This is a genomic window from Bradyrhizobium sp. 186, assembly GCF_023101685.1.
Taxonomy (GTDB): domain Bacteria; phylum Pseudomonadota; class Alphaproteobacteria; order Rhizobiales; family Xanthobacteraceae; genus Bradyrhizobium.
Map to the genome: position 1 here is coordinate 6,116,952 of NZ_CP082164.1, position 23,013 is coordinate 6,139,964.

General features: G+C 60.2%; 16 protein-coding genes and 1 pseudogene. 6 read left to right on the forward strand and 11 right to left on the reverse strand.

What is annotated here, in order from left to right; all coding sequences use genetic code 11:
- Positions 1 to 92: 92 nt before the first annotated feature.
- Positions 93 to 1,097: a hypothetical protein gene (locus tag IVB18_RS29455; RefSeq protein ID WP_247983895.1), complete on the forward strand. Its 1,005-nt coding sequence runs from the start codon at positions 93 to 95 to the stop codon at positions 1,095 to 1,097.
- Here IVB18_RS29455 and IVB18_RS29460 read toward each other — a convergent pair.
- The gene (locus tag IVB18_RS29460) at positions 1,078 to 1,476 is read right to left on the reverse strand and encodes a VOC family protein (protein WP_247983896.1); all 399 of its coding nucleotides are present in this window, start codon (positions 1,474 to 1,476) and stop codon (positions 1,078 to 1,080) included. The two genes, IVB18_RS29455 and IVB18_RS29460, sit on opposite strands and share 20 nt — an antisense overlap.
- A 329-nt stretch (positions 1,477 to 1,805) precedes the next feature.
- A complete protein-coding gene (locus IVB18_RS29465) occupies positions 1,806 to 2,396 on the reverse strand; it encodes a GNAT family protein (protein ID WP_247983897.1) in 591 nt (196 codons plus the stop codon).
- Positions 2,397 to 2,757: 361 nt separating this feature from the next.
- On the opposite strand from IVB18_RS29465, the gene IVB18_RS29470 reads away from it, so the two are divergent.
- From IVB18_RS29470 to IVB18_RS29490, 5 genes are all read left to right on the forward strand, one after another.
- Positions 2,758 to 4,440, forward strand: coding sequence for an HAD-IIIC family phosphatase (locus IVB18_RS29470; protein ID WP_247983898.1), 1,683 nt, complete (start codon positions 2,758 to 2,760; stop codon positions 4,438 to 4,440).
- Positions 4,427 to 4,669, forward strand: a complete 243-nt coding sequence (locus IVB18_RS29475; RefSeq protein ID WP_247983899.1) for an acyl carrier protein — start codon at positions 4,427 to 4,429, stop codon at positions 4,667 to 4,669. Before IVB18_RS29470 ends, IVB18_RS29475 begins: the two co-directional genes overlap by 14 nt.
- A 324-nt stretch (positions 4,670 to 4,993) precedes the next feature.
- Positions 4,994 to 9,640, forward strand: coding sequence for a DUF4082 domain-containing protein (locus IVB18_RS29480; protein WP_247983900.1), 4,647 nt, complete (start codon positions 4,994 to 4,996; stop codon positions 9,638 to 9,640).
- 72 nt (positions 9,641 to 9,712) lie between these two features.
- A complete protein-coding gene (locus IVB18_RS29485) occupies positions 9,713 to 10,840 on the forward strand; it encodes a hypothetical protein (RefSeq protein WP_247983901.1) in 1,128 nt (375 codons plus the stop codon).
- A gap of 686 nt (positions 10,841 to 11,526) precedes the next feature.
- Entirely contained in the window at positions 11,527 to 11,703 is a 177-nt protein-coding gene (locus tag IVB18_RS29490; RefSeq protein WP_247983902.1) for a hypothetical protein, read from the forward strand.
- Positions 11,704 to 11,727: 24 nt separating this feature from the next.
- Here IVB18_RS29490 and IVB18_RS29495 read toward each other — a convergent pair.
- The 9 genes and pseudogenes from IVB18_RS29495 to IVB18_RS29535 form a co-directional block, all read right to left on the reverse strand.
- Positions 11,728 to 11,891, reverse strand: a pseudogene (locus IVB18_RS29495) (SOS response-associated peptidase); the annotation flags it as partial.
- A gap of 244 nt (positions 11,892 to 12,135) precedes the next feature.
- Positions 12,136 to 12,750 (reverse strand): transglutaminase-like cysteine peptidase, encoded by a 615-nt coding sequence (locus IVB18_RS29500; protein ID WP_247983903.1) that lies wholly within the window; start codon positions 12,748 to 12,750, stop codon positions 12,136 to 12,138.
- A gap of 563 nt (positions 12,751 to 13,313) precedes the next feature.
- Positions 13,314 to 14,966, reverse strand: coding sequence for an IS66 family transposase (locus IVB18_RS29505; RefSeq protein ID WP_247983904.1), 1,653 nt, complete (start codon positions 14,964 to 14,966; stop codon positions 13,314 to 13,316).
- A gap of 47 nt (positions 14,967 to 15,013) precedes the next feature.
- Entirely contained in the window at positions 15,014 to 15,361 is a 348-nt protein-coding gene (gene tnpB, locus IVB18_RS29510) for an IS66 family insertion sequence element accessory protein TnpB (protein ID WP_063676425.1), read from the reverse strand.
- The gene (locus tag IVB18_RS29515; protein WP_247983905.1) at positions 15,358 to 15,759 is read right to left on the reverse strand and encodes a transposase; all 402 of its coding nucleotides are present in this window, start codon (positions 15,757 to 15,759) and stop codon (positions 15,358 to 15,360) included. The genes tnpB and IVB18_RS29515 overlap by 4 nt, the downstream gene beginning before the upstream one ends.
- A gap of 613 nt (positions 15,760 to 16,372) precedes the next feature.
- Entirely contained in the window at positions 16,373 to 16,969 is a 597-nt protein-coding gene (locus IVB18_RS29520) for a 2OG-Fe(II) oxygenase family protein (protein ID WP_247983906.1), read from the reverse strand.
- Between the two features lie 98 nt (positions 16,970 to 17,067).
- Positions 17,068 to 18,381, reverse strand: coding sequence for an HlyD family type I secretion periplasmic adaptor subunit (locus tag IVB18_RS29525; protein ID WP_247983907.1), 1,314 nt, complete (start codon positions 18,379 to 18,381; stop codon positions 17,068 to 17,070).
- Complete coding sequence (locus tag IVB18_RS29530) at positions 18,378 to 20,312, reverse strand: type I secretion system permease/ATPase (protein WP_247983908.1); 1,935 nt, start codon at positions 20,310 to 20,312, stop codon at positions 18,378 to 18,380. The genes IVB18_RS29525 and IVB18_RS29530 overlap by 4 nt, the downstream gene beginning before the upstream one ends.
- 88 nt (positions 20,313 to 20,400) lie before the next feature.
- Entirely contained in the window at positions 20,401 to 22,830 is a 2,430-nt protein-coding gene (locus IVB18_RS29535; protein ID WP_247983909.1) for an Ig-like domain-containing protein, read from the reverse strand.
- Positions 22,831 to 23,013 lie beyond the last annotated feature (183 nt).

Below are 23,013 nucleotides of genomic sequence, written 5' to 3' on the forward strand. Positions count from 1 at the left end.
AACACGAAAGGCAGTTTATGACCGGAACCGAGGCCGGAGCAGCATTCAGGCACCTGCGACCAGGATTCTCACTGCCGCGTCTGCGAGCCCTGATGAGCCGTGCCGTTACGGAAACTCGCTTAGACCTTTCGGGACTAACAGTTCTCACCGAAGCTGCGACCGGCGCGTATGCCGTGACGGCCGTCCTCGCAGCGATGGCCGGAGGCAAGCGCGTCTATGCCTTCACGAGACCTACGCGGCACGGCACACCAGCTGACGCCAGGCAACAGACTCTGGAGCTTGCAGATTCGGCCGGCGTGGCCGATCGCATCGAAGTCTTGGAGCAGATCACCCCGGATATCCTCCATCAAACGGATATTGTAACCAACAGCGGCCATCTTCGGCCTCTTACCGCTGCGCTCATTGATAAGCTACCAAGGGAGGCCGTCATTGCCTTGATGTTTGAGGCTTGGGAATTTCGCCCCGAGGACCTCGACATGGAAGCATGCTTACGGCGCGGAATTCCGATTGTCGGCGTGAACGAACGCCACCCGTCAGTCGATGTCTTCTCGTTTCTCGGTCCGCTGTGCGTGAAGCAACTCCACGATTGCGGTTTATCCGCTTACAAGAACCGCATTGCTGTGCTGTGTGACAACGACTTTGTTGGCCCGCTCCGCGCCGGTCTCGCGAGCTCTGGAGCGAGCGTGGACACGTTTGACAACGTCCAGGCTGTGTATCGCGACGAGTGGGACGCAATCATCGTCGCGCTGCGACCGGCGGCTGAGCCTCGTATCGGTTCGCCGGAAGCAATACACCTCGCGGCTTGCGCGCCCCCCGGTGCCATTGTCGTGCAGTTTTGGGGCGACATGGACCGGACCGTATTGTCAGCAAATGGATTGGGCGTTTGGCCAACAGCGCCTCCGGGATTGGGGCACATGGGCATTCTCCTGTCGGAGATTGGCCCTGAACCGGTCGTGAGACTGCAGGCAGGCGGCCTCCGCGCGGCTGAGTGCGTTCGGCGCAGCAGAACTGTTTCGACTGACGGATTCGCGCAGATTGTTACTGAGACCACCCCGACCGAGCTTCCGCCAATTCACACTAGGTCCTCGCCTCGATAAGCTCGATGAGCGTGCGCGTCCCGGAGGCTAGAAACACGATACGACGCATGTCGAACGCGACTGCAGGCGCAGGTGACGATACGGGAAGATACTGCCGCGCCCTGAAGTAAGCGATTGCATCGTCGAGTTGGCTCACTTCGTAAGCAAGATGATAAAATTTGCTGCCGCGCTTCAAAATACCCTCCACTGGCGATTGTGCGCCAGCCGGCTCGATCAATTCCAGGCGGGGACCGCCGCCTGACACGAACTGAATCCGAACCTGCTGGATCGGATCCTCAAATATAGGTCCTTCGGGCCGGTAGCCAGCTATCGCGAGTTCCGGTAGCTCAACCGCAATCTGTCGGCACGCCATTCCCAAATGATGAAAATGCAAATCCATCTGCTATTCCTCCGTCCATCTGCTACTCCTCCTTCCGTTGCGAGCTCAATAGCCACGCGTGCGTCGGGCCGGCGGATTGCTAGGCAAGAAAGAAGCCCTCGGCAGGAGCTAGAAATACCAGAGCTGTCGAGGTCTTTGCGACCACTCGCATTAAACAACACGAATTTCTGTCGGGCGCCCTCGCAGATAACAAGAAGCAAAGGGTCGGCGATCAACGCCCGGCCAATGAGGTGCTCCTGGACAGACAACAGGCTCCATCTTGTGAATCCGTCGCCTCCAGAAGCGCCGATACACTGCTCCCGCTAGTCTGGCGGAGTTGGTCGCGGCAGCTAACTTTCGCGCGCATCCAGGAGCAGCGCCGACCAGGCCTGTTTCAACCGCGGATAGTCTTCCCGCGACATCCGAAACGTAATTACGTCGTCGCCATTCCACCAAGCGTTGGGCGAGATCTTTTCGACTTGGAAACCCAGGCGAATATGGAAGTTCTTCGCGGGAGCATTCCTGCTTTGCACGTTGGCCACGACGGTTGAAAGCCCTAGCTGAGCGAACGCGAACGCGAAAAGCAGATCGAAAACCTCGACCAGAAAGAGGCGCGCACCCGGATCGACGATCAATCGCGCCACCTCGCCGCATTTCGCCACGAGATCTAGGTTCGCAAGGGCGATGCTGCCGGCCGGTTTTTTCGAGCGCTTGAACTCGGCAATGAAATAGTAGTCGTCCGCCCTAGCCTGGTAGTTTCGGAAAAACTCTTCCTGCTGGGTCAACGTCAGCTTTTCTCGGGTCATGAACTTGCCGAGAACGGGATCGTTCCGCCAAGCGACGATTTGCGCGGAGTCCTCCAGCCGGATCTCTCGCAGGGCCAAGTTATTTCCCTCCGGAAGCCGTTGGAGATTCTCAGCCTTGGTGGAAAGGGTGGCCAAGCCCGGCGGCTCCAATCCCATATGCGCCGTCATCTATTCATTATACCTTAATTCGAGGCATTTAAATATATTTAATTGACCTGAACGCTAGCATTATTTAGGTTGAGTGACAATCAAATGATGCTGCTTTCCTTGGTGGAGGTTCGCTATTCTCGCTGCTGCACCCGTCTTGCCGGACCGGCACGTAAATGATGCCGAACTCAAGTCCTTGGCGCTATCCGGCGATGCCGCGTTCTGGGGACACCTCGCCGCCCGCTCGCGGCAAGCGGCGAGTTTTTCCGAACTGTTCTTTCTGTCGACGCTTCGAAAAAAGGCGAAGCTACCTACGACCGAAAGTGTCCAGCCAAAGCTCCGCCTCGCCTTGATCGGCGGCTACAACCTGTATCCGCTGCACGAACTGGTTGCACATCTCTTGGCTATTCGTGGTGTCGAGTGCGAACGCTTCCTCGGCGGGTACGATAATTTCGTCTCGGAAATCCTCGACGGCTCAAGCCCATTGTACGCCTTCAAGCCGGATCTCGCCTTCATTCTGCCGAACGCGAGTCACTGCCGGTTTTCCGGCTCGCTCCTCGATGCCGTGGAGCATCAGCGCGAAGCTGCAGTTGGCGCCGCGGAGCACCTCCTCAACCTCGCTCTGACTCTGATCGAGCGCTCGGATGCGGCGGTGATTCTCGCCAATCTTGCGCTGCCCGGCGACCTCGATCTCGGCTCGTTTCGTTCACGCACGCTTGTCGCCGATTGGAGTTTCCGCAAGGCGGTAAACCTTGAGCTCGGGCTCCGGGCCCCGGCGGGGGTGCAAATCTGCGACGTCGAGTTCCTCTCGGCACGCCGAGGGATCACGGCCGCGGAGGATGCGCGAGCGTGGTACGAATCGAAGCAGCCCGGCTCACCTGATTTTCTAGTGGACGTCGCGCAAGAGCTAAGCCATCTGATCGCCTCCCGCAAGCAAGGCCCCAAGAAGGTGCTGGCCGTCGATCTGGATCACACGCTATGGGGCGGCGTGATCGCGGAGGATGGTATCGAGGGAATCGAGCTTGGCGACTCTTCTCCCCGCGGCGAAGCTTTCAAGGCCTTCCAGAAGTACCTCCTTGCGCTTTCCGAACGCGGCGTCCTGCTTGCGGTATGCAGCAAGAACGACCATGCGCGTGCGGTCGAGGTCTTCGAGAGGCATCCCGAGATGGTTCTCCGCCTGGAGCACTTCGCGGCCTTCAAAGCCAACTGGGATCCGAAGTCCGACAACTTGCAGCGGATCGCGGATGAGCTCCGCGTTGGCCTGGACAGCTTCGTCTTCGCCGATGACAACCCGGCCGAGATCGAGATCGTGCGCCAGTTTCAGCCCCTGGTCGAAGGCGTGCTCCTCGGGCCGGACCCCGCCGAATTCATCGGTCGCCTTCAGGCCGGACGCCATTTCGAGCCACGGAACGTCACAGAGGAGGATCTCGAGCGGACGGCGCAGTATAGGCAGGAACGGCGGCGTACGGAGCTCGCGGCGAGCGTGACCGACATGCCAGCCTATCTCGCCTCGCTGGAGATGAGAGGCACGATTAAGGAGTTCGACTCGCTCGACCTACCCCGCATTGCCCAGCTGATCGCGCGCAGCAACCAGTTCAACCTGACTACGGTCCGTCGATCCGAAACCGACATCCAGGGGCTCTTAAGAAGACCGGACTACCGGTGCTTCACGATGCGGCTCGAGGATCGGTTCGGTGATTCCGGGCTCATCTCTGTGGTCATTGCAAAGATCGAGGGCGGCGTCTTCGTTCTCGATACCTGGCTCATGAGCTGCCGCGTCCTTAAGCGCCAGGTTGAGGACGAGATCATGAATGAGATCTTTCGGCTTGCAGAGGTCGCCGGCTGCGCAAGAGTGCGCGGCATCTATCTTCCGACGGCCAAAAACGGGATCGTTGCCAGCATCTACGAGGAGTTTGGCTTCGTGCACACGGAAGACTCCGCCGCCCGAAAGGAGTTCGAGCTCAAGGTGGAGAAGTATCAGAGGCGTTCGACAAAGATCCGCGTAACCCGGAGGGCTTATGAAGCAAGCTGAAGTACTGGCGAAGTTGCAGGAGGTATTCGACGGCATCTTCCTTGAGAAGGTCGCGGCCAAGCCCGAGCTGTCGGCGGCCGACGTCGAGGAGTGGGACTCGCTCATCCAGATCTCGCTCGTCATCGCCGTCGAGCAGAAGTTTCGCGTGCGATTCCGCGTTGGCGAAGTCGAGGCGGCCCGGAACCTGGGTGAGTTCGCCGACCTGATCGCGAAACGGATGGAGCCATAAGAGCTGCACATCGTCAGCCTGTTCGGGGCTGGCAACGAAGTGCGAAGCCGCTTCATCCAAATTGTGGGCGCCTCTTCTCCCCGGGATCGCGGGACGCGGAGCTGGTGCACGAGGTCCGTGACGCGCGCCCGCTTCCTTCAAGTTCAAGAGAAATTGACGAGCGTTGCTCCAACAGCTAAAAAACAACTTCTATTTAATTACATTTTATGTTATTTAAAATTATTAATTCGAATACCACGGCAACCGCGCTGACGCTGCACCCCACATAGGTCGGCCGGAAGTTTAGGTCGTGGCAATTAACTTGGCCAGCCGGGGGAGTACAACGTGGCTGTCACTCTGTTCACCACCCAAGCGCCCTCCATCACCAATGCCACCGACGGGACAGGGGCGGATTATGAGCTGGGCATGCGCTTCTCCAGCGACACGTCCGGCGAGATCCAGGCGATCCGGTACTACAAGGCCTCGAACGAGACCGGCACCCATATCGGCCACATCTGGTCGGCAACGGGCCAGGAGTTGGCGACGGTCACGTTCACCAATGAAGGCGCTTCGGGCTGGCAGCAGCAGGCGCTCGCCACCCCGCTCACCATCGCGGCCGGCACGACCTACGTGGTCTCGGTCAATATCAACAGCTACTACGTCTCCACCCCGCAGGGCTTCGCGTCGGGCATCAGCAATGGTGGCCTGAACGCTCCGGCCGGCGCCGGCGTCTTCGACTACAGCGCGGGCGTCTTCCCGACCACCGTCTATCAGAATACAAACTACTTCCGCGACGTCGTGTTCGCTGCTAGCTCGACCAAACCCAACAATCACCCCGGCACGGTAAGCGTCAGCGGGACCCCGACGCAGAACCAGACGTTGACCGCGACGGTGAGCGATACGGACGGAGTGCCCGGTACCATCTCGTATCAGTGGCAACAGAGCACGAACGGCAGCACGTGGACCAACATCACTGGCGCGACCGCGAAAACGCTGACCCTGGGGCAGGCCCAGGTCGGCAACTTCATACGCGCCACGGCCTTCTACACGGACCTGCTGGGCAGCAGCGAGACTCCGGTGAGCGCCGCGACCGCAACGACAGTGGCCAACGTCAACGACGTCGGCGTCGTCACGATCAACGGCACGGCGACCCAGAACCAGACGCTGACGGCCAGCGTCACGGATCCTGACGGCGTCCCGGCGAGCATCACCTATCGATGGCAGAGCAGCCCCGACGGCACCACGTGGACGAATCTCGCCACCACAACATCGAGCCTCACCCTCGACAGCAGCCTGGTCGGCAAGCGCGTCCGGGTGAACACCACCTACACCGACCAGCTCGGCACCAGCGAGAACGTGACCAGCGCGGCCACCGCGACGGTTGCAGCTGCGAGTTCCGGCACCACTCTGTTTACCACCCAGGTCCCCGTCCTGACCAACAACACGGATGGGATAGGGGCGGATTATGAGCTGGGGATGCGCTTCACCAGCGACACGTCCGGCGTGATCCAGGCGATCCGGTACTACAAGGCCTCGAACGAGACCGGCACCCATATCGGCCACATCTGGTCGGCCACCGGCCAGGAGCTGGCGACGGTCACGTTCACCAATGAAGGCGCCTCGGGCTGGCAGCAGCAGGCGCTCGCCACCCCGCTCACCATCGCGGCCGGCACGACCTACGTGGTCTCGGTCAATATCAACAGCTACTACGTCTCCACCCCGCAGGGCTTCGCGTCGGGCATCAGCAATGGCGGCCTGAACGCTCCGGCCGGTGCCGGCGTCTACGACTTGACAAAAGGCATTTTTCCGACCGCCATCTATCAGAATACAAACTACTTCCGCGACGTCGTGTTCGCTGCTAGCTCGTCAAATCCCAACAATCACCCCGGCGCGGTGAGCGTCAGCGGGACGCCGACGCAGAACCAGATTTTGACCGCGACGGTGAGCGATACGGACGGAGTGCCCGGTACCATCTCGTATCAGTGGCAACAGAGCACGAACGGCAGCACGTGGACCAACATCACTGGCGCGACCGCGAAAACGCTGACCCTGGGGCAGGCCCAGGTCGGCAACTTCATACGCGCCACGGCCTTCTACACGGACCTGCTGGGCAGCAGCGAGACTCCGGTGAGCGCCGCGACCGCCACGACAGTGGCCAACGTCAACGACGTCGGCGTCGTCACGATCAACGGCACGGCGACCCAGAACCAGACGCTGACGGCCAGCGTCACGGATCCTGACGGCGTCGCGGCGAGCATCACCTATCGCTGGCAGAGCAGCCCCGACGGCACCACGTGGACGAATCTCGCCACCACAACATCGAGCCTCACCCTCGACAGCAGCCTGGTCGGCAAGCGCGTCCGGGTGAACACCACCTACACCGACCAGCTCGGCACCAGCGAGAACGTGACCAGCGCGGCCACCGCGACGGTTGCAGCTGCGAGTTCCGGCACCACTCTGTTTACCACCCAGGTCCCCGTCCTGACCAACAACACGGATGGGATAGGGGCGGATTATGAGCTGGGGATGCGCTTCACCAGCGACACGTCCGGCGTGATCCAGGCGATCCGGTACTACAAGGCCTCGAACGAGACCGGCACCCATATCGGCCACATCTGGTCGGCCACCGGCCAGGAGCTGGCGACGGTCACCTTCACCAACGAAGGCGCCTCGGGCTGGCAGCAGCAGGCGCTCGCCACCCCGCTCACCATCGCGGCCGGTACGACCTACGTGGTCTCGGTCAATATCAACAGCTACTACGTCTCCACCACCCAAGGCTTCGAGTCCGGCATCAGCAATGGTGGCCTGAACGCTGCGGCCGGCGCCGGCGTCTACAACTCCACCGGCGGCGCCTTCCCCACCGCCGTCTATCAGAACGCAAACTACTTCCGCGACGTCGTGTTCGCCCCAGCCAACGTCATCTCACTACTTAACAGTTCCACAATCTATGTCAGCGAAGCGGCGGGCACAGCCACGATCACCGTCGCGCGCTCTGGCGACCTTCAGTCTCAAACGACCGTGGAGTATACGACGAATGAAATCGGCACCGGTGACACGGCTACGGCGGGACTGGACTACACCCAGCCCACGTTCAATGGTCGAACGAACACCGGCCAGATCGTCTTCGGACCCGGGGAGAGCACCAAGAGCTTCACCATCCCGATTGTGAACGATCAGCTCACCGAGGGCACTGAGACGTTCGCTGTCGGGCTTCAGAATCCCAGTTCCGGCTCCCTTGGAGCCCCCCGTACTGTGCTCGTCTCCATCGTCGACGACGACTCACCCATCTCCATCGCAATGGCGGACGCCGCCGTGAGCGTTGCCGAGAGCACACCGACAGCGACGATCACGCTGCTGCGCAGCGGCAATGCCAGTCAAGCTGCCACGGTCGGCTTCACAACAAGTAACGGCAGCGCGGTCTCGGGATTGGACTACACAACCACGTCCGGCACGGTGACCTTCGCCGCTGGCCAGGTGACCCAGACCATCACGGTCCCAATCATCAACGATACGACACCGGAGAGCGACGAGACCTTCACGGTCACCTTGAGCAACCCGACGGGCGCCACTCTCGGCGCACAGGCGACGACGACAGTGAAGATCCTGGATAATGACAACCCCGACCTCGGCAATTTGGTGGGCCAGACGGCCGTGACAGGGCTGAATGAACCAACGGCGATCGATTGGACTCCCGACGGCCGCTACATGCTCGTCGCGCAGAAGGACGGCGTGGTGCGCGTGGTGGACAACGGCACCCTGCGATCTACGCCGCTCATCAACCTGTCGAGCGAGGTAAATGACGTCAGCGATCGCGGACTGCTGGGCATCGCGGTGAACCCAAATTTCTTCGCAGGCAGCCCCTATGTCTACCTGCTCTACACCTACGATCCGCCTGAGACGGCGGGCCAGACGGGCCTCGCAGGACCCGATCAGGCCGGAAACCGACCTTCTCGTCTGGTGAGGGTGACTGTCGACCCTACCACCATGGTCGCCGATCCGGCGAGCGAGTTCGTGCTGGTCGGCAAGAACAGCAATTGGGCGTATACGAGCCGTCCGGACTTGGACAGCAACGGCGATCCCAGCATTCCTCCATCAGGTATCGTCAACGGCACCACCATAACGGCGCCCGCCAGCCAGATAGAGATCGGAGCGCAGGACAACGATCCGAACCACGACGGGGTTCAGAATCAAAACATTCGCGACTATCTGGCGTCGGACGGCGATTCGCATACCATCGGTGCCGTTCATTTTGGCCCTGACGGCTATCTCTACCTCACCGTCGGCGATGGCACGTCATATAATTTCGCGGACCCTCGCGCAGTGCGGGTCCAAGACATCCACAATCTCTCCGGCAAGCTGCTGCGGATCGACCCGAGCACAGGTGAAGGAGCGCCCGGAAATCCATTCTATCAGGCCAGCGATCCCAACAGTAATCAGTCGAAGGTCTTCTACTACGGCGTTCGCAACTCTTATCGCTTCAGTTTCGATCCGGTCACCAATCTGCCCGTGCTCGGAGATGTGGGTTGGGACAGCTGGGAGGAGCTCGATACCGGCCCGGCCGGATCGAACTTCGGATGGCCCTATCTCGAGGGTCCGAACAAAACCGCCAGCTACCAGGACCTCGCCCAGGCGATCACCTTCTACAACAATGGCAACCGCAACAATACGACCGACCCGCCTGCCGTAGCTCCCATCCTAGCTGAGAGCCACGGTGCTCCGGACAATTTCCACGTGATAACCGCGGGAGATTTCTACAACCAGAACATCATTTTCTTCGACGATGTCTACAACGGAACGATCTTCGCTGCGACCTTGAACGCAAGCCGGCAAGTTGCCAGCGTCCAGTTGGTGGACAACAACGCACCAGGCATCGTCGACCTGCAGAAGGGCCCCGACGGATGGCTCTACGGAGCCGATATATTCGATGGCACGATCCGACGTTGGGTTGACCCCTCAGCCGCCCCCGCTTTGGGGCTCGCGGTGGGGTCCTGACGGGCGCCGGCCATAGTGAGCGTCGAACTGCGACTGTTCGGGGACGCGATCGTTCGTCCCGCGTGGAATGGCATGGATATCGATGTCCGGGAAGCTGACCCTGATGCGGCCAATGGTGGTTTTTCTAAACTCAATTGTGAGCCCTGCGATCTTCTATCGAACTCCAGTTGCGCGAAAAGCTGCAGTCGAGGCCGTTTAGGGGGACTGATGAGAGTCGCAGAAATATTGACGTCCATCGCGTCGATCTCTTTGAGTTTGGGGATCGGAGCAATGTCGCCGAGCGCCGCGGCTCAAGAGCAGAAATCATTTAGATTTTCAACTTCATCCATACCGCCGAGGTTTAACCTTGGTTCACTCGGTGGCCCCCTGCTTGGCACTCAACCTGCCGGGGTTTACGATAAACTCGTCGCTGGTCGGGCAAGCGCAAACGGCTATATCCCATGGCGCATCGCTCACGATAACGGCGTAGATGGTCCTCGCGGTAACGACAATTCCAATCCTCCCCCAGCTAGCTCGTCGCCGGCTCCTGCAGCAGTCTCCGCTCCTGCTCCTGAACCCGCTCCGTCATCGATACCTTCAAGTGGACCGCCGCTTTCCTTCAACGATGCGCGATTTACCAGTGCTATCTCCTACAGCCGTCTGGATAATGGCGTACCGGATGGCGGATCACTCACAGATCGAAGCTATATCTATTACGAAGTCGGCGACAACACGGTTGGCTGCTGGGGCAGCTGCACCTTAAGAAGACTCCGAATCCAATCGCGCGAATGTATCCGAGCGATTAAAGGCAATATCGTAATTGCGGATTCATATCTTGAGGCGACAGGACAAGGCGATGACCATGCCGATGTGATTCAGGCCTATGGTCCCGGCAATCACGGAACGATCACTCTACGCAATACTTCCATTGTCGCGCACAACACCTCCGCAACCGCCGGGATATTTGTCGCCGACAGTTGGAAGCCCGATTTGATTGATCTGGAAAACGTCATGGTCCAGGGGGGCCCGTTTGGTCTGCGTCTTCACGCCGATGGTTACATGAACGCACACTTGCGAATGAAGAATGTGTGCTTTGTCGGACCGTTCCCCTTCCGCAAGTTTTTCATCACCGACTTTATCATCGATGAGTGGACGAACGTGAATGACTGCGTCATTCAAAATGGTCAACTTGTTATTGTAAAATCAATTCGGCGTCCCTGACAGCTCTTTGAGAGAACGCAAGATTTCCCGAGGACTCCGTACCTACACAGAGTCCCCAATTCCTTTTAGGAAAAAATGAATTTAAAATGCTACGGCGGACAGAGATTTGTTACGTGCCTGAACCGCCTGAACGGGATTTCGGTGCGGCCCGGCCGCGATCCAGCAGGATTCCTGCCGCCGACACGTGCGCCGCGGCCCGTGATCCGGGCAGCCTCGGCGGCGTTCCTTGTCGGAAGACCGAGGGCCTGAAGGAAGTCGATGCGGGCACTCTCAAGAGCGGCCCTCTCTGAAGCGATATTGTCGGACGAGCCACAGAGGGGGCTGGATTGGCCTGAGCGGCCCGTGGCGAGCCGCTGGGCAGTTGGATGGCGGCGGCCAGGCGGAAATGACAAGCCATGCCGCCGAACGCCACCAGCCGTCCTCACCCCCGCAACATCCGAAAGCGTCCAGGCTCCTGAATTTGGTCCAACAGGCGACCGTGACTAGATATCGCACGGTGAATAAGCAGCTAACTAGCAGTTAAGAATGAACCAATATCCTGTTTCCGGAGTTGACTCATGCGCGATCCGAGCAAGCACGGTTATTGTTTGCGCCGAGGATGAGTTTAGAATCTGAGCCGGGACGACATGAAGGACCTCAGGCCACGATTGGAGAGGCTCCGAGTTGACGCCAGAGACTTTGCCCTTATGAGTCAGCTGGCGACGGACGCAGAAAAGCGCGAGCGCTTCAAGCGCTTGGCGGATGAACTCGCCATAGAAGCTCTCGAGCTTGAGCTAATCCTGAAACAAACAGAGCATTTGGATCCAAGCGCCCAGCACCAGGTCGTCGAGTTTAAACCGTCCTCCGAGAGGAAGCGCGGCTGACGGAGAGAAGACGCTAAGCGCCAGCTTATCTTCCTCATCCGCCCAGCGCATAACGAGTATATCATCCGAGAACGGCCGCCGCAGCACCTTGGCATCACCCCAAGACACGCGCATCCACACATCGCGCTCCTCATCCGTCGTCCGGATTACCGGCATCGCCTTCGGATGGATCGCTCGACCACCGCGTTGGGTATCGGAGTCCCGGCAGCCTGCGGGACGAGTGTCGATGCGGGGCCAGTTCATCTATCTGCTCCGCGAGAGCTTGAAGATGCGCCCGCCCGATCAAGCGAGCCAACGCGGCTAGGAGTAATCGGCTCTCCTTTCATGAGGACCGGATTTCATGAAGACCGGAAGACCGGCCAGCGCTGGCAGCCAGGTCGCGGCTGCAGCTGATCTCTGGAACAGCGCGCAGGCCTCCACAAAATCAGCCAGTCATGCACTTGGCCGACTAATCGTCACCCACAGGCGATGATCGTTGGGTATCTGCACGCGAACCCAGTGATAGGGCGTCTTGGACCACGGTTTGATCTGCGGCGTGAGATTGTCGAGGACGAGATCGCCGCTCCAGGTCCGCACGAGAAGCACCAAATGATGCTCTCCGGAACTAACGACGACCTCGCTCAATAGCAGGGCCCGCGCGGGCCAGCCGCGTTGCAGCAGTTCATGACGCTTGCTCACTGCGTAGTCGTTGCAATCACCGCGATCGGGGTTAACGATCCACTCCTCACCTGCAAGGCCAAGTTCATTAGGCTGCGGAGCAATGGCGCGGTTCACGGCGCGATTGACTGCTTTCAGCTCCGCCCACCGTTCCTTCGTCAACCGGAGCGGCCCGCCGCGGAAGGAGCGCCGCGGGCGACATTCGGCCTCATAGCGCAGGCAAAACACCGTGTAAGTAACGGGCGGAAGCGTCGGGCGTCCCAACTCGATGTGCTGATTGACTGCTCGCCGCGTCGCCGGCAGGGCGATGCGCCCTGCGCCCGCCCATTGAATTCCTCCGATCATGATAGCGAGCGCCGCCGCGACGACTGAGCCGTAGGTGCGATACATCTGCCGATCCCCTCGCAAAAGCCAAACTGAGGCTCGGATCAACTGGCGGCGCGGAGACGTTTACTACCGCGGCAACGATATTCTCGTTTAAACGTATTTAAATTTAACGATTAATTCAATAAAATAAAATAAATTAATAATTAATTTTATCGAGAGCGCTGATACCGCCACGACCTGGTGCGCGCGTAGACGCATGTCGACGAATCCTGCAATCGAACCGCTACCTGCACACCGAGCGCCGGTGACGGCCACATCGCCAACTGCGAGGCCGCTCGGCGTGGCCGCGGGCCTTGACCCTCAGAATTAAGGCAACAATTTAGCGATTCTGGCGATTTAATCGTTGATTAAATGCGACCACTCGGCAAATCGTATTCCGAACGGCCTCTCCTGCCTCAGGATCGAGATTGCACATGCCGGAAGAACTGCTCGTCATTCTGGGGGCTGAAGCCATCCTGCTTGTCTTCGTCACAGCAATGACTCTGCACCGTACGCATACGACGAAGACCGCCTGATTGACGCATGCGCGCGGGCACGGCGAGCTCTATGATGGCGTTGCGAGAAGGTCAGGCAGCCTGCTGATCGGCGGGCTTGTCGGCTTGGCGCAGGAGCTTCCATTCCCAGGGCAGCAGTTCGTGCAGGTGCGAAGCGGGAAGATCGGCGATACGGGCGAGGACGTCGGCGAGCCAGGCCTTGGGATCGACGTCGTTGAGGCGACAGGTCGTGATCATCGTCAGCATGATGGCGGCACGGTCGGCGCCACGCTGGCTGCCGGCGAAGGTCCAGTTGCGCCTTCCCAATGCGATGCCTCTCAATGCGCGCTCAGCACAATTGTTGGTCAAGCAGATCCTGCCATCGTCGAGGAAGCGGGCGAAGTCGTCCCAGCGCCTGAGCATGTAGTTGATCGGTTTCAGGACCTCGGAAGAGCGCGAGAGGTTTTCGCGCTCACGCAGCAACCAGACGTGCATGTCCTCGAGAAGCGGCTTGCTCTTTTCCTGGCGCACGGCGCGCCGCTCGTCGGCGCCGCGGCCGTTGATGGCGCGCTCGATCTCGAACAACGCATCGAGGCGTCTGACCGCCTCCAGCGCGATCGGAGAGACCGGTTTGCCCTTCTTACCTTCCCGAGCATTTTTCTCGATGTCAGCCAGCTCGAAGAAGCCCCGCCGCGCATGGGCAAAGCAAAACGCCGGCGTAATCGGCAGCACCTTCTTCCGCGGGTCGAACAGCGGCTCGAAGCCGTTGTAGCAATCGGCTTGCAGGATACCGGCGAAGGCGGCCAGATGCTTCTGGGGATGCTCGCCTCGTCGGTCGCTCGAGGCGTAATAGACCGCCGCCGGCGGCGCAGGCCCGGCGAAGGGCCGGTCATCCCGCACATAAGTCCAGATCCGCCCGGTCGTGCACTTGCCCTTCGCCAGGACACGGATGGTGGTGTCATCGCCATGAAGGCGCTCGGCCGCGAGCACATGGCGTTCGATCAAGTGGAAGAGCGGCATGACGGCGAAGGTCACGTGGCCGACCTGGTCGGCCAGCGTCGACAACGGCAGGTCGATCCCCTCGCACTTGAAGCGCGCACTCTGGCGGTTGAGCGGGATATGCATGCCGAACTTGTCGAACACGATCGTCGCCAGCAATTGTGGGCCGATGAAGCCGCGCGGCGTGGCATGGAACGGCGCGGGCGGCTGGCTGATCTTCTCGCAATCGCGGCAGGTGAACTTCTCGCGTACCGTCTCGATCAGCTTGAAGCGGCGCGGGATCTCCTCCAGCGTCTTGGTCACATCCTCACCGATCTTCGCCAGCCGCGATCCACCGCAGCAGGCGCAGGTCGTTGGAGCCTCAATGACGACGCGCTCGCGTTCGATGTCATCCGGCCATGGCTTGCGCACCGGCCGCTTGCGCATGAAGGGGCGGACGTTCTGCGTCTTCGCCGCTGCGGCCTGCGCGGCAAGCTCATCCTCGCTCGCCGTGGTGACGAGTTCTTCGAGCTCCAACTCCAGCTGCTCGAGCAGCCGTGCCGTGCGCTCGGAGCGCTGCCCGTACAGTTCGCGTTTGAGCTTCTCGATCCGCAGCTCGAGATGCGCGATCAGCGCCTCGTTGTCCGACAGCTCCGCCCGCGCACTGGCAGCCACCGCCTCGGCTCGCAGCCGCGCCTCACGCTCGGCCCGCAGCGCCGCCAGGGCACTCACAAGGTCCGATGGAAGATCGTCTGGCTTCGATATCATGAAGCCATTGAATCAGATCAAGCAGCAGATTCAAACCGTAAAAGCGGCTATCCGACCCGCGTCGGACGCTGGGTTTCTTGAGGGTTGCGCCAATCGATCCCGGACAACAGATAGCTCAACTGCGCCGGAGAGATCGTTACCGATTCACCGGCAACCGATGGCCAGATAAACCTTCCTCTCTCGAGTCTTTTGGTAAACAGGCATGCTCCCTGGCCATCGTGCCAAATGACCTTCAAAAGATCGCCGCGTTTGCCCCTGAAGCAGAAAAGACCGCCGCCCATGGCGTCGCGCTTGAGCACTTCCTGCACGCGCAGAGCCAGGCTCGGAAAGCCGCACCGCATGTCGGTATGGCCCGTCGCCAGCCACACTCGCACGCCCGTCGGGATCGGGATCACGGTAGTGTCTCCAGCCCTCGCATGATCCGTAGCAAAACCGCGACATCGACGTTGCGATCCACGATCACGCGTCGGCCATTCGCGGTCACGACTTCCAGAGTGCCAGTCGCCGCCGGTGCCGCACGCTCCGTCGTCGACTGGACCTCCGACACAATCCGGGCCGGCACAAATCCACCGACCTGACAGCCGCCAAGCTGTCCTTCGCGATAGGCCTTGCGCCACGAAAACAGAAGCTGTTTCGAAAGCCCATGATGCCGTGCTGTCGCCGACACCAGCCGCGGACCCGAACAACTTTCCTCGACAATCCGCAGCTTCTCCGCAGCCGACCAGCGCCGACGCCGACCAGTCTCCACAATTTCAAGGCGACTCACTTGGCGACTATCAGTAAGGATATCCATACCGACAGTCAGCTACAGACCGGATGAACTCGCAAGACGGCCGTCCTCGGACGAGTACTCTGCACCTCAAGCGAATGGATGTGCTGAGCGGGCTGCACCGCCGGGCGGCTCGCGGGTTCGCCGGCCGGCACAACAAGCCTTTGCCGCACTCGGTCCGTGCGCGCGCATGGGCTTTGCTGCCGCTGGCGAAGACGTGGATCGGTATTGGAAGGCTCACCCCAGCCAATCTCTGGCGGCTGCTCGGAAGCGCCCAATCAAGTCTGACAAAAGCTGCAAAGCTGTCCACCCTTGTGGCTCGTACCTGGCGGCCTGAGACCCCTCGAGCCACTCCCTCCAGCTCCAGACGCATTGCAGGGGGCCGGTCGTCAGCTCGGTGCTCTTGATGCGGAGGCCCCTAGTGCCTGATGCACTCGGGGCCTGCGTCATTCCACGTTTGGCAAAGGCTTGGCGTTCCTTGAACACCCGCCCCGCCTGATCATGCGGCGGCTTGAGAAGGTAGGACAGCGCAGGGCGACGTTGCGTCTTGATGAAGAGCTCGACCGGCATGCCGGACAAAAGCTTGGCCGACCCGAGTTTCACCAGCTCACGTCCGCAAGCTCTGCGTCGCCCTTGTTCAGTTGAATTTCTTTTTCGTCTTGAACATCAATGTTATGCGCAGCAATGGACAAACTCTTGAGATTCCTCTTGCGGCGTGCGGAACATTCCCCTGGAAAAGCACTAACCGATTTGGACGTGGCAGAATTGCTGCGATGATGTCTGCCGGCGGCTGTTGCGTTAGGAAGACGGTCTCACCCGACCAATTAGGGTCCCAAGTTGGATTAGAATAAAAGACTGCCGTGTAATCACTGGGATCGGCTGAATCCAAATGAGCCGAACCTTCGCATCCGTATGGATAACCGTTTGCATAGCACCTCATCAGTGTGTGACCTTTGAAGATCGTTTCCTCCAAGAGGCTCCACATTTTCCAGATGACCGGAGCTTCGTTCAACAAGGCACCTGAACAATCTGACGTGTCGGCTTCGTCGTATCCCCCGGCAAAATGCTTGTACCAATAGCGATAACTGCCGGGTGCCTTGTATGACACTGCTCCGAATTTCCATGATGTATTTTGCAGATAGTCTTGAACGTCGGCCAACAATTGTTGTTCTAGGACATCATCATAAAGACTAATGACCGGGCTTTGTGAGTATATGATGGGCTGCGATGTCACTTGTCGAATAGCTCCTGATCGCGAGCTCGGTGCTCGTTGATACCAAGCCCCGAGTACTGGTGCACTCGGGGCTGTGTCATTTCGTGTCCGCCAAAGACTCAGCGCTCCTTAAACGCGCGCTCCGCCTGATCGTGCAGCGGCTTGAGCAGGTAAGACAGCGCGGTTCGACCTGCCGTCTTGATGAAGACTTCGACCGGCATGCCGGGCAGTAGCTTGGCCGACCCGAGTTTCGCCAGCTCTTCCGGCTTCAGCAGGACGCGGCCCGTGTAGTAGCTCGTGCCGGCGCGCTGATCCTGTGTAATGTCGGCCGAGACCATGCTGACCTCTCCGTCGATTTCGGGGGTGGTCTTCTGGTTGAAGGCGGCGAAGCGCATCGTCGCGGTCTGCCCCATATAGACCTGGTCGATATCGCGCGGTGCGATCTTGACCTCAACCGCAAGCGAGTCCGCATCGGGCACGATCAGCATGATCTGCTCGCCAGGAGAGATTACGCCTCCAACCGTGTGGACGCTCAGCTCGTGGACGCGGCCGGTTTGCGGTGCCCTGATATCGATCCGATTCAGTTGATCGACCGCCGCAGTCTTGCGCTCGCTCAGCTCGGAGAGTTTCGACCGCGTTTCGATCAGATCCTTGCCGACTTCCGTCCGCAGGTCCTGGTCGATCTGAATGATCTGGAGTCCGATTTCGGCAATCTTGCCCTTCGACTGAGCGATCATTCCTGCCAACTGGCTACGCTCGCCTTCGAGGCGGGCGGAATCGCGCTCGAGGGAGTTGAGCCGCGTGATCGGCACCAGACTTTTTTGCCAGAGACTGCGCACGCCTTCCAGCTCCTGGCGGATAAATTCGACTTCCTTCTGCTTGGCCTCGGTCTGTCCCGTGAGGCCCTTGATCTCGTTTTCCAGCTGCGCGCTTTTCTCCTGCAACTGCGCTTTTTGGCCGCTCCTCGCCTGACGACGCAGGTCAAACAGCTTCCGCTCCGCTGTGATTGCACGGCTCGCCTCGGAGTTACTCTCCCTGGCCCGGTCGAGCAGCACCTTGGGAAAAGTAGCCTGCTCGGCGCCATCGCGCTCGGCCTCGAGACGAGCCTGCCGCGCGAACAGCTCGTCGAGGCTGTTTGTGACGATCGTCGCATTCGCGAGCGTCTGGGTCTCGTCGAGGCGAATCAGAATGTCCCCTGCATTGACCCGGGCGCCCTCCCGCACGCGCAACTCTCCGACGATCCCACCAGTGGAATGCTGAACCTTCTTGACGCTCGAATCCACCACGACCACGCCTTGGGCGATCACAGCACCCGACAATTGGGTCGTTGTCGCCCAACCGCCGATCCCGAAGGTTACCAAACCGAACATGATCATACCGACGATCATGTAACGCTGGATGGATTGCATCGCCGGTGCCACCAGACCGTTCATCGGCTGCCTCCTTGAGCTTCCGCGACGACCTTGAGCGGTACGGGATTTCGCAACACTTTCTTGAGAACCTCCTCTCTCTTGCCGAAGGACTGAACCCTGCCTTCGCCGAGGCACAAGACATGGTCCACACCCTCCAGCGCCTTCGGACGATGCGCGACCACGGCGACAATTCCTCCCCGCCGGCGCACGTTCAGGATCGCCTCGGTCAAGGCATCCTCGCCCTCGGCATCGAGATTGGAAGAGGGCTCATCAAGTACGACCAGGAACGGCTTGCCGTAAAAGGCACGCGCGAGCCCGATGCGCTGCCGCTGCCCCGCCGACAGCGCCAACCCTCCCTCGCCGATCTTCGTGCTGTAGCCGTCCGGAAGCGAGAGGATGAGGTCATGAGCGCCCGCAGCATGCGAGGCTTCCAGAACAGCGGCAGCCGTTGCCTCCGGGTCGAACCGTGCAATGTTCATTGCAATGCTGCCGTCGAATAATTCGACGTCCTGGGGTAGATAACCGATGTGCTTGCCGAGGGCATCCGAAGACCAGTGATCGAGCGCGGCGTTGTCGAGCCGGATCCTGCCTCGAATGCACGGCCACACTCCCACCAGCGCACGTGCCAACGTCGATTTGCCGGATCCGCTCGGACCAATGATTCCAACCGCCTGCCCGCTCCGCAGCTGGAACGACACTTCGCTGAGGGTGGGCCTCTCGGCGTTTGGGGCGCCGATATAGAGGTGCTCGGCGGTCAGGGTTTCGACGGGCGCAGGCAATGCCAAGCGCTCCTCCTCGTCAGGCAGAAGCTTCAGCAAGCGATCGAGCCGTTGCCCCGATTGCCGCGCGACGACGAATCCTTTCCAGTTCGCAATGGCCATTTCGACAGGCGCCAGTGCCCGCGCGGTGAGAATCGATCCGGCAATGATGATGCCGGCGGTCGATTCCTGGTTGATGACGAGGACGGCGCCAACGGCAAGAACCAGCGATTGCAAGATCGCGCGAAAAATCTTGGAGGCGCCACCGAGTCCGTTTGCGACATCGCTGGCCCGCTCATGGGCGGCGAGATACTTCGCGTTGACGTCCCGCCAACGTAAGGCCGCCTGTTGCCGCATCCCCATGGCCTGCAGAACTTCGGCATTTCGCCGTCCCTCGAGCGCAAGGGCAGTTCGCGAAACGGCCAGACGCGAGGACGCCTTTGCCGGCCCTCGGGTGCGCGTTTCCGTGAGCATCGTGATACCGACCAGCACCAGCGCGCCGGCCAGCGCAGTGACGCCGATCCAGAAGTGAAAGAGGAAGCAGACGCCGAGATAGATTGGCATCCAGGGCAGATCAAAGAGTGCCGTCGGCCCTCCGCTCGACAGGAAGCTACGGACCTGATCAAGGTCCCGCACCGGCTGCAGGCCATCGCCATCGGCCCGGGTCTTGAGAGGCAGGCGAACAAGCGCGTCGAATATACGAACACCGAGCGTTTCATCGAAATACCGCCCGACCCGGGCGCTGATCCTGTTCCTGACGAGGTCGAGCCCGCCCTGAAACAGATAAAGCACCGTCGCCAGAACTATCAACCCGATCAGCGTCGGTATGCTGCGCCCGGGCAGCACCCGATCATAGACTTGCAGCATGAAAAACGAGCCGGTGAGCATGAGGAGATTGCTCATCCCGCTGAAGGCCGCGAGAGCCCAGAAAACCCGGCGGCATGACCGCAGGAAAGCCGACAGCTCTGACTGCGACTCCTCATAGTGGTCCGCCGGCCCGGGTCGACGAGCGAATATCCGTTGCCGCAGGGCTTCGACCGAGCGCCTTGCCCAGCCGATCAGTCGCGGCGTGCGCAGTTCGGCGTCACCCGCCCACTGTCGTCCGGCCGCCCAGAGTCCTGACAAATGCAGAAGTGAGATTCGATAAAGATTCGCAGGCGGGGGGATCACCCCCCGCCGTCCAAAGTCAGTCATGGCATCCGCCCTTGAAACATGCCTCGGAAGATCCCCCAAGAGATCCCCGAGGCAGTTGTGAGTACTAATCTTGTGGTTGGCCCATCCCCTACGCGAAGTGGAAGTCGTGGCTGGTCAACGCATCCAGCTTGGTGTTCTTCAGCGTGAGCGTGTCGCTCCCCGTCGCGATCACGACGTCGGTGCCTGATTGGGCCGCGTGGGAGAGAACGCTCGCAAAGCTGTCGAACACACTCTTGCTGAACTCGATCGTGTCGTGCGCAGGTCCACGGGCAACGAAGTCCTTGATGACGTCGTGGCCGAAGTTCGCGCCAAACACGAAAGTGTCGGCCTGGCTGCTGCCAACGAAGGTGTCATCGCCTGAAGTGCCCTTCAGGGTCGTGTTGCCCGTCGAGGCGACGAACGTACTGCCCGAAGTAGCCACGACCTGACTGGTGGTAGCGGGTGCGGTGGACGACGCGGCTGTGGTGGAAGCACCGATCTGCCCGTCACCGTTGAGATCCTGATGAAAGCTGGTCTCGAGCGATTTAAGGCCAGGGTCCGTACCCGACACGAAGCCGCCCGACGTGGAGCCGGTCAGAGTGCTGACGTGGGAAACGTAGTTGCCGTTGTTGTCGGTGTTCCAGGCCGTATACAGACCGGTGCCATCCTTCCAGACAACCTCATAGCCCGTCGCCGTCTTCTCCGCACCGATCGGTGCCCAAGTGCCATCTGACCCGTCCACAAAATCCAAACCGCCATACTTCAGCGAGGGGCCTGATCCGCTACTGCTGTTGAGGTAATATTTGTTGCCACTCTCAACGAGACTTGTCACACCAGCGGACTCGATTTCCTTGACAGGAGTTGGCGTTGGTGACGTCGGTGTGCCTGCGCTGGAAGCACCGATTTGCCCATCACCGTTGAGATCCTGATGGAAGGTCGTCTCGAGCGATTTAAGGCCAGAGTCCGTACCCGACACGAAGCCGCCCGACGTGGAGCCGGTCAGGGTGCTGACGTGGGAAACGTAGTTGCCGTTGTCGTCGGTGTTCCAAGCCGTGTAATAACCGCTGCCCTCCTTCCAGACCACCTGATAGCCCGTCGCCGTCTTCTCCGCGGCAATCGGTGCCCAAGTGCCATCTGACCCGTCTACAAAATCCACACCCTTGTTCTTCAGCGTGGGGCCCGATCCGCTGCTGCCGTTGAGGTAGTATTTGTCGCCACTCTCAACGAGACTTGTCGCACCAGCCGACTCGATTACCTTGCCAGCAGTCGGCGTTGACGACGTCGGTGGGGTTGGGAGCGTCGAGGTACCGGTGCTGGCCGTGACCGCAGTGGACACCGCGCTGGTGTTGCCTGCGGCGTCCATTGCCTTCGCAGTGAGGCTGTGCGAACCGGCCGCAAGGGCGCCGGTGGTATAGCCCCACAGGCCACTGCTGTCGGCCGCCGCGGTCCCGATCTGGGTCGTGCCGTCGAACACCTTTACGACGCTGCTCGCTTCGGCCTTGCCCGACATCACCACCTGATTGGCGCTGTTCACCGTTTGGCTGACAATGGTCGGCGCAGCCGGCGCTTGGGTGTCGACGGTGACTCCCAACGCAGACGACGCCGCGCTGGTCTGACCCGACGAGTTGGTCGCCGTTGCGGTGAGCGTATGCTTGGCGTCAGTCAGGACCTTCGTGATGTAGTCCCAGGCGCCGCTTGAGTCCGCAGTCGTCGAACCGATTTGGGTCGTACCGTCGTAGATCTTGACCGTGCTGCCGGCAGCAGCGGCGCCCTTGAGCTCGATGGCATTGTCGTTGGTGATGTTGTCGCCAGCCGTGCCGCTGTCGGTCGAGAACGAAGCGATAGTGGGTGCATCCGGTACGGTGGGCGTGGTGGGCGTGGTGGGCGCGGAGGGCGCAGTCCCCCCTTCAACTGGCCATGGGGGTGGAATAAGGTCACCCGGAACGAGTTGACCATTCACGATTGTTGCGGAGCGTACGTTTTCCCACTGAGTGATGTGTATGGGCGCATTGGTTTCCTGAAAGACAAACGGCGCCGCCCCAAATGGTCCTACAAAATACACGTCTTTCATTGAGACGTAGATGTCATCCGCATCCGAGGCAATACGCAGGCCATACGGACCACCTTCGAACATCACATTATCGAAATTGAACGTTCCGCTATAACTATCTGCAATGAACATCCCAGCGGTCGCAGAAGTGTCGTGGGACACAATTGCCGTGTTTGTGATGGTCACATTGCCAGTGCTGCCGGGAGCATAGGCCTGAATACCATCGGCGTGGTCGGCCCCCACTCCCGTCGTTTCAATGTACGAATCGTTGATGGTTATATCTCCGCTCCCCCCAATACGCACGCCTTCCCTTGCATCAATGCGGATGTGGTCGAGGTTGAACGAGCCAAAGCCTCCGACGACCGCATCGCCGCTGAAATCGGTAATACTTGCGTTCGAAAGCGTCCCGCCATCAGCAATGGCACCCCCACTCGAATTCGTAACGCTGCTAAACATCGGGTCATCCCAGCTCAGAGGAATGGTCGCCATCTAGTTTTTCTCCTGGTCGCTTTGATTAGATTTGGTCTGGCACGCGCCCAATTCGATTTCCCCGAGCGACGACACCCCAAGTGCGACCCTGCTGGCGCAGCGCCGTTGGGCTCGTCTTCTCGATGTGCGGAGGCTTTTTTGCGACGACACGACGGCTCACCCAAGGTAATTTCTTAGCTACCC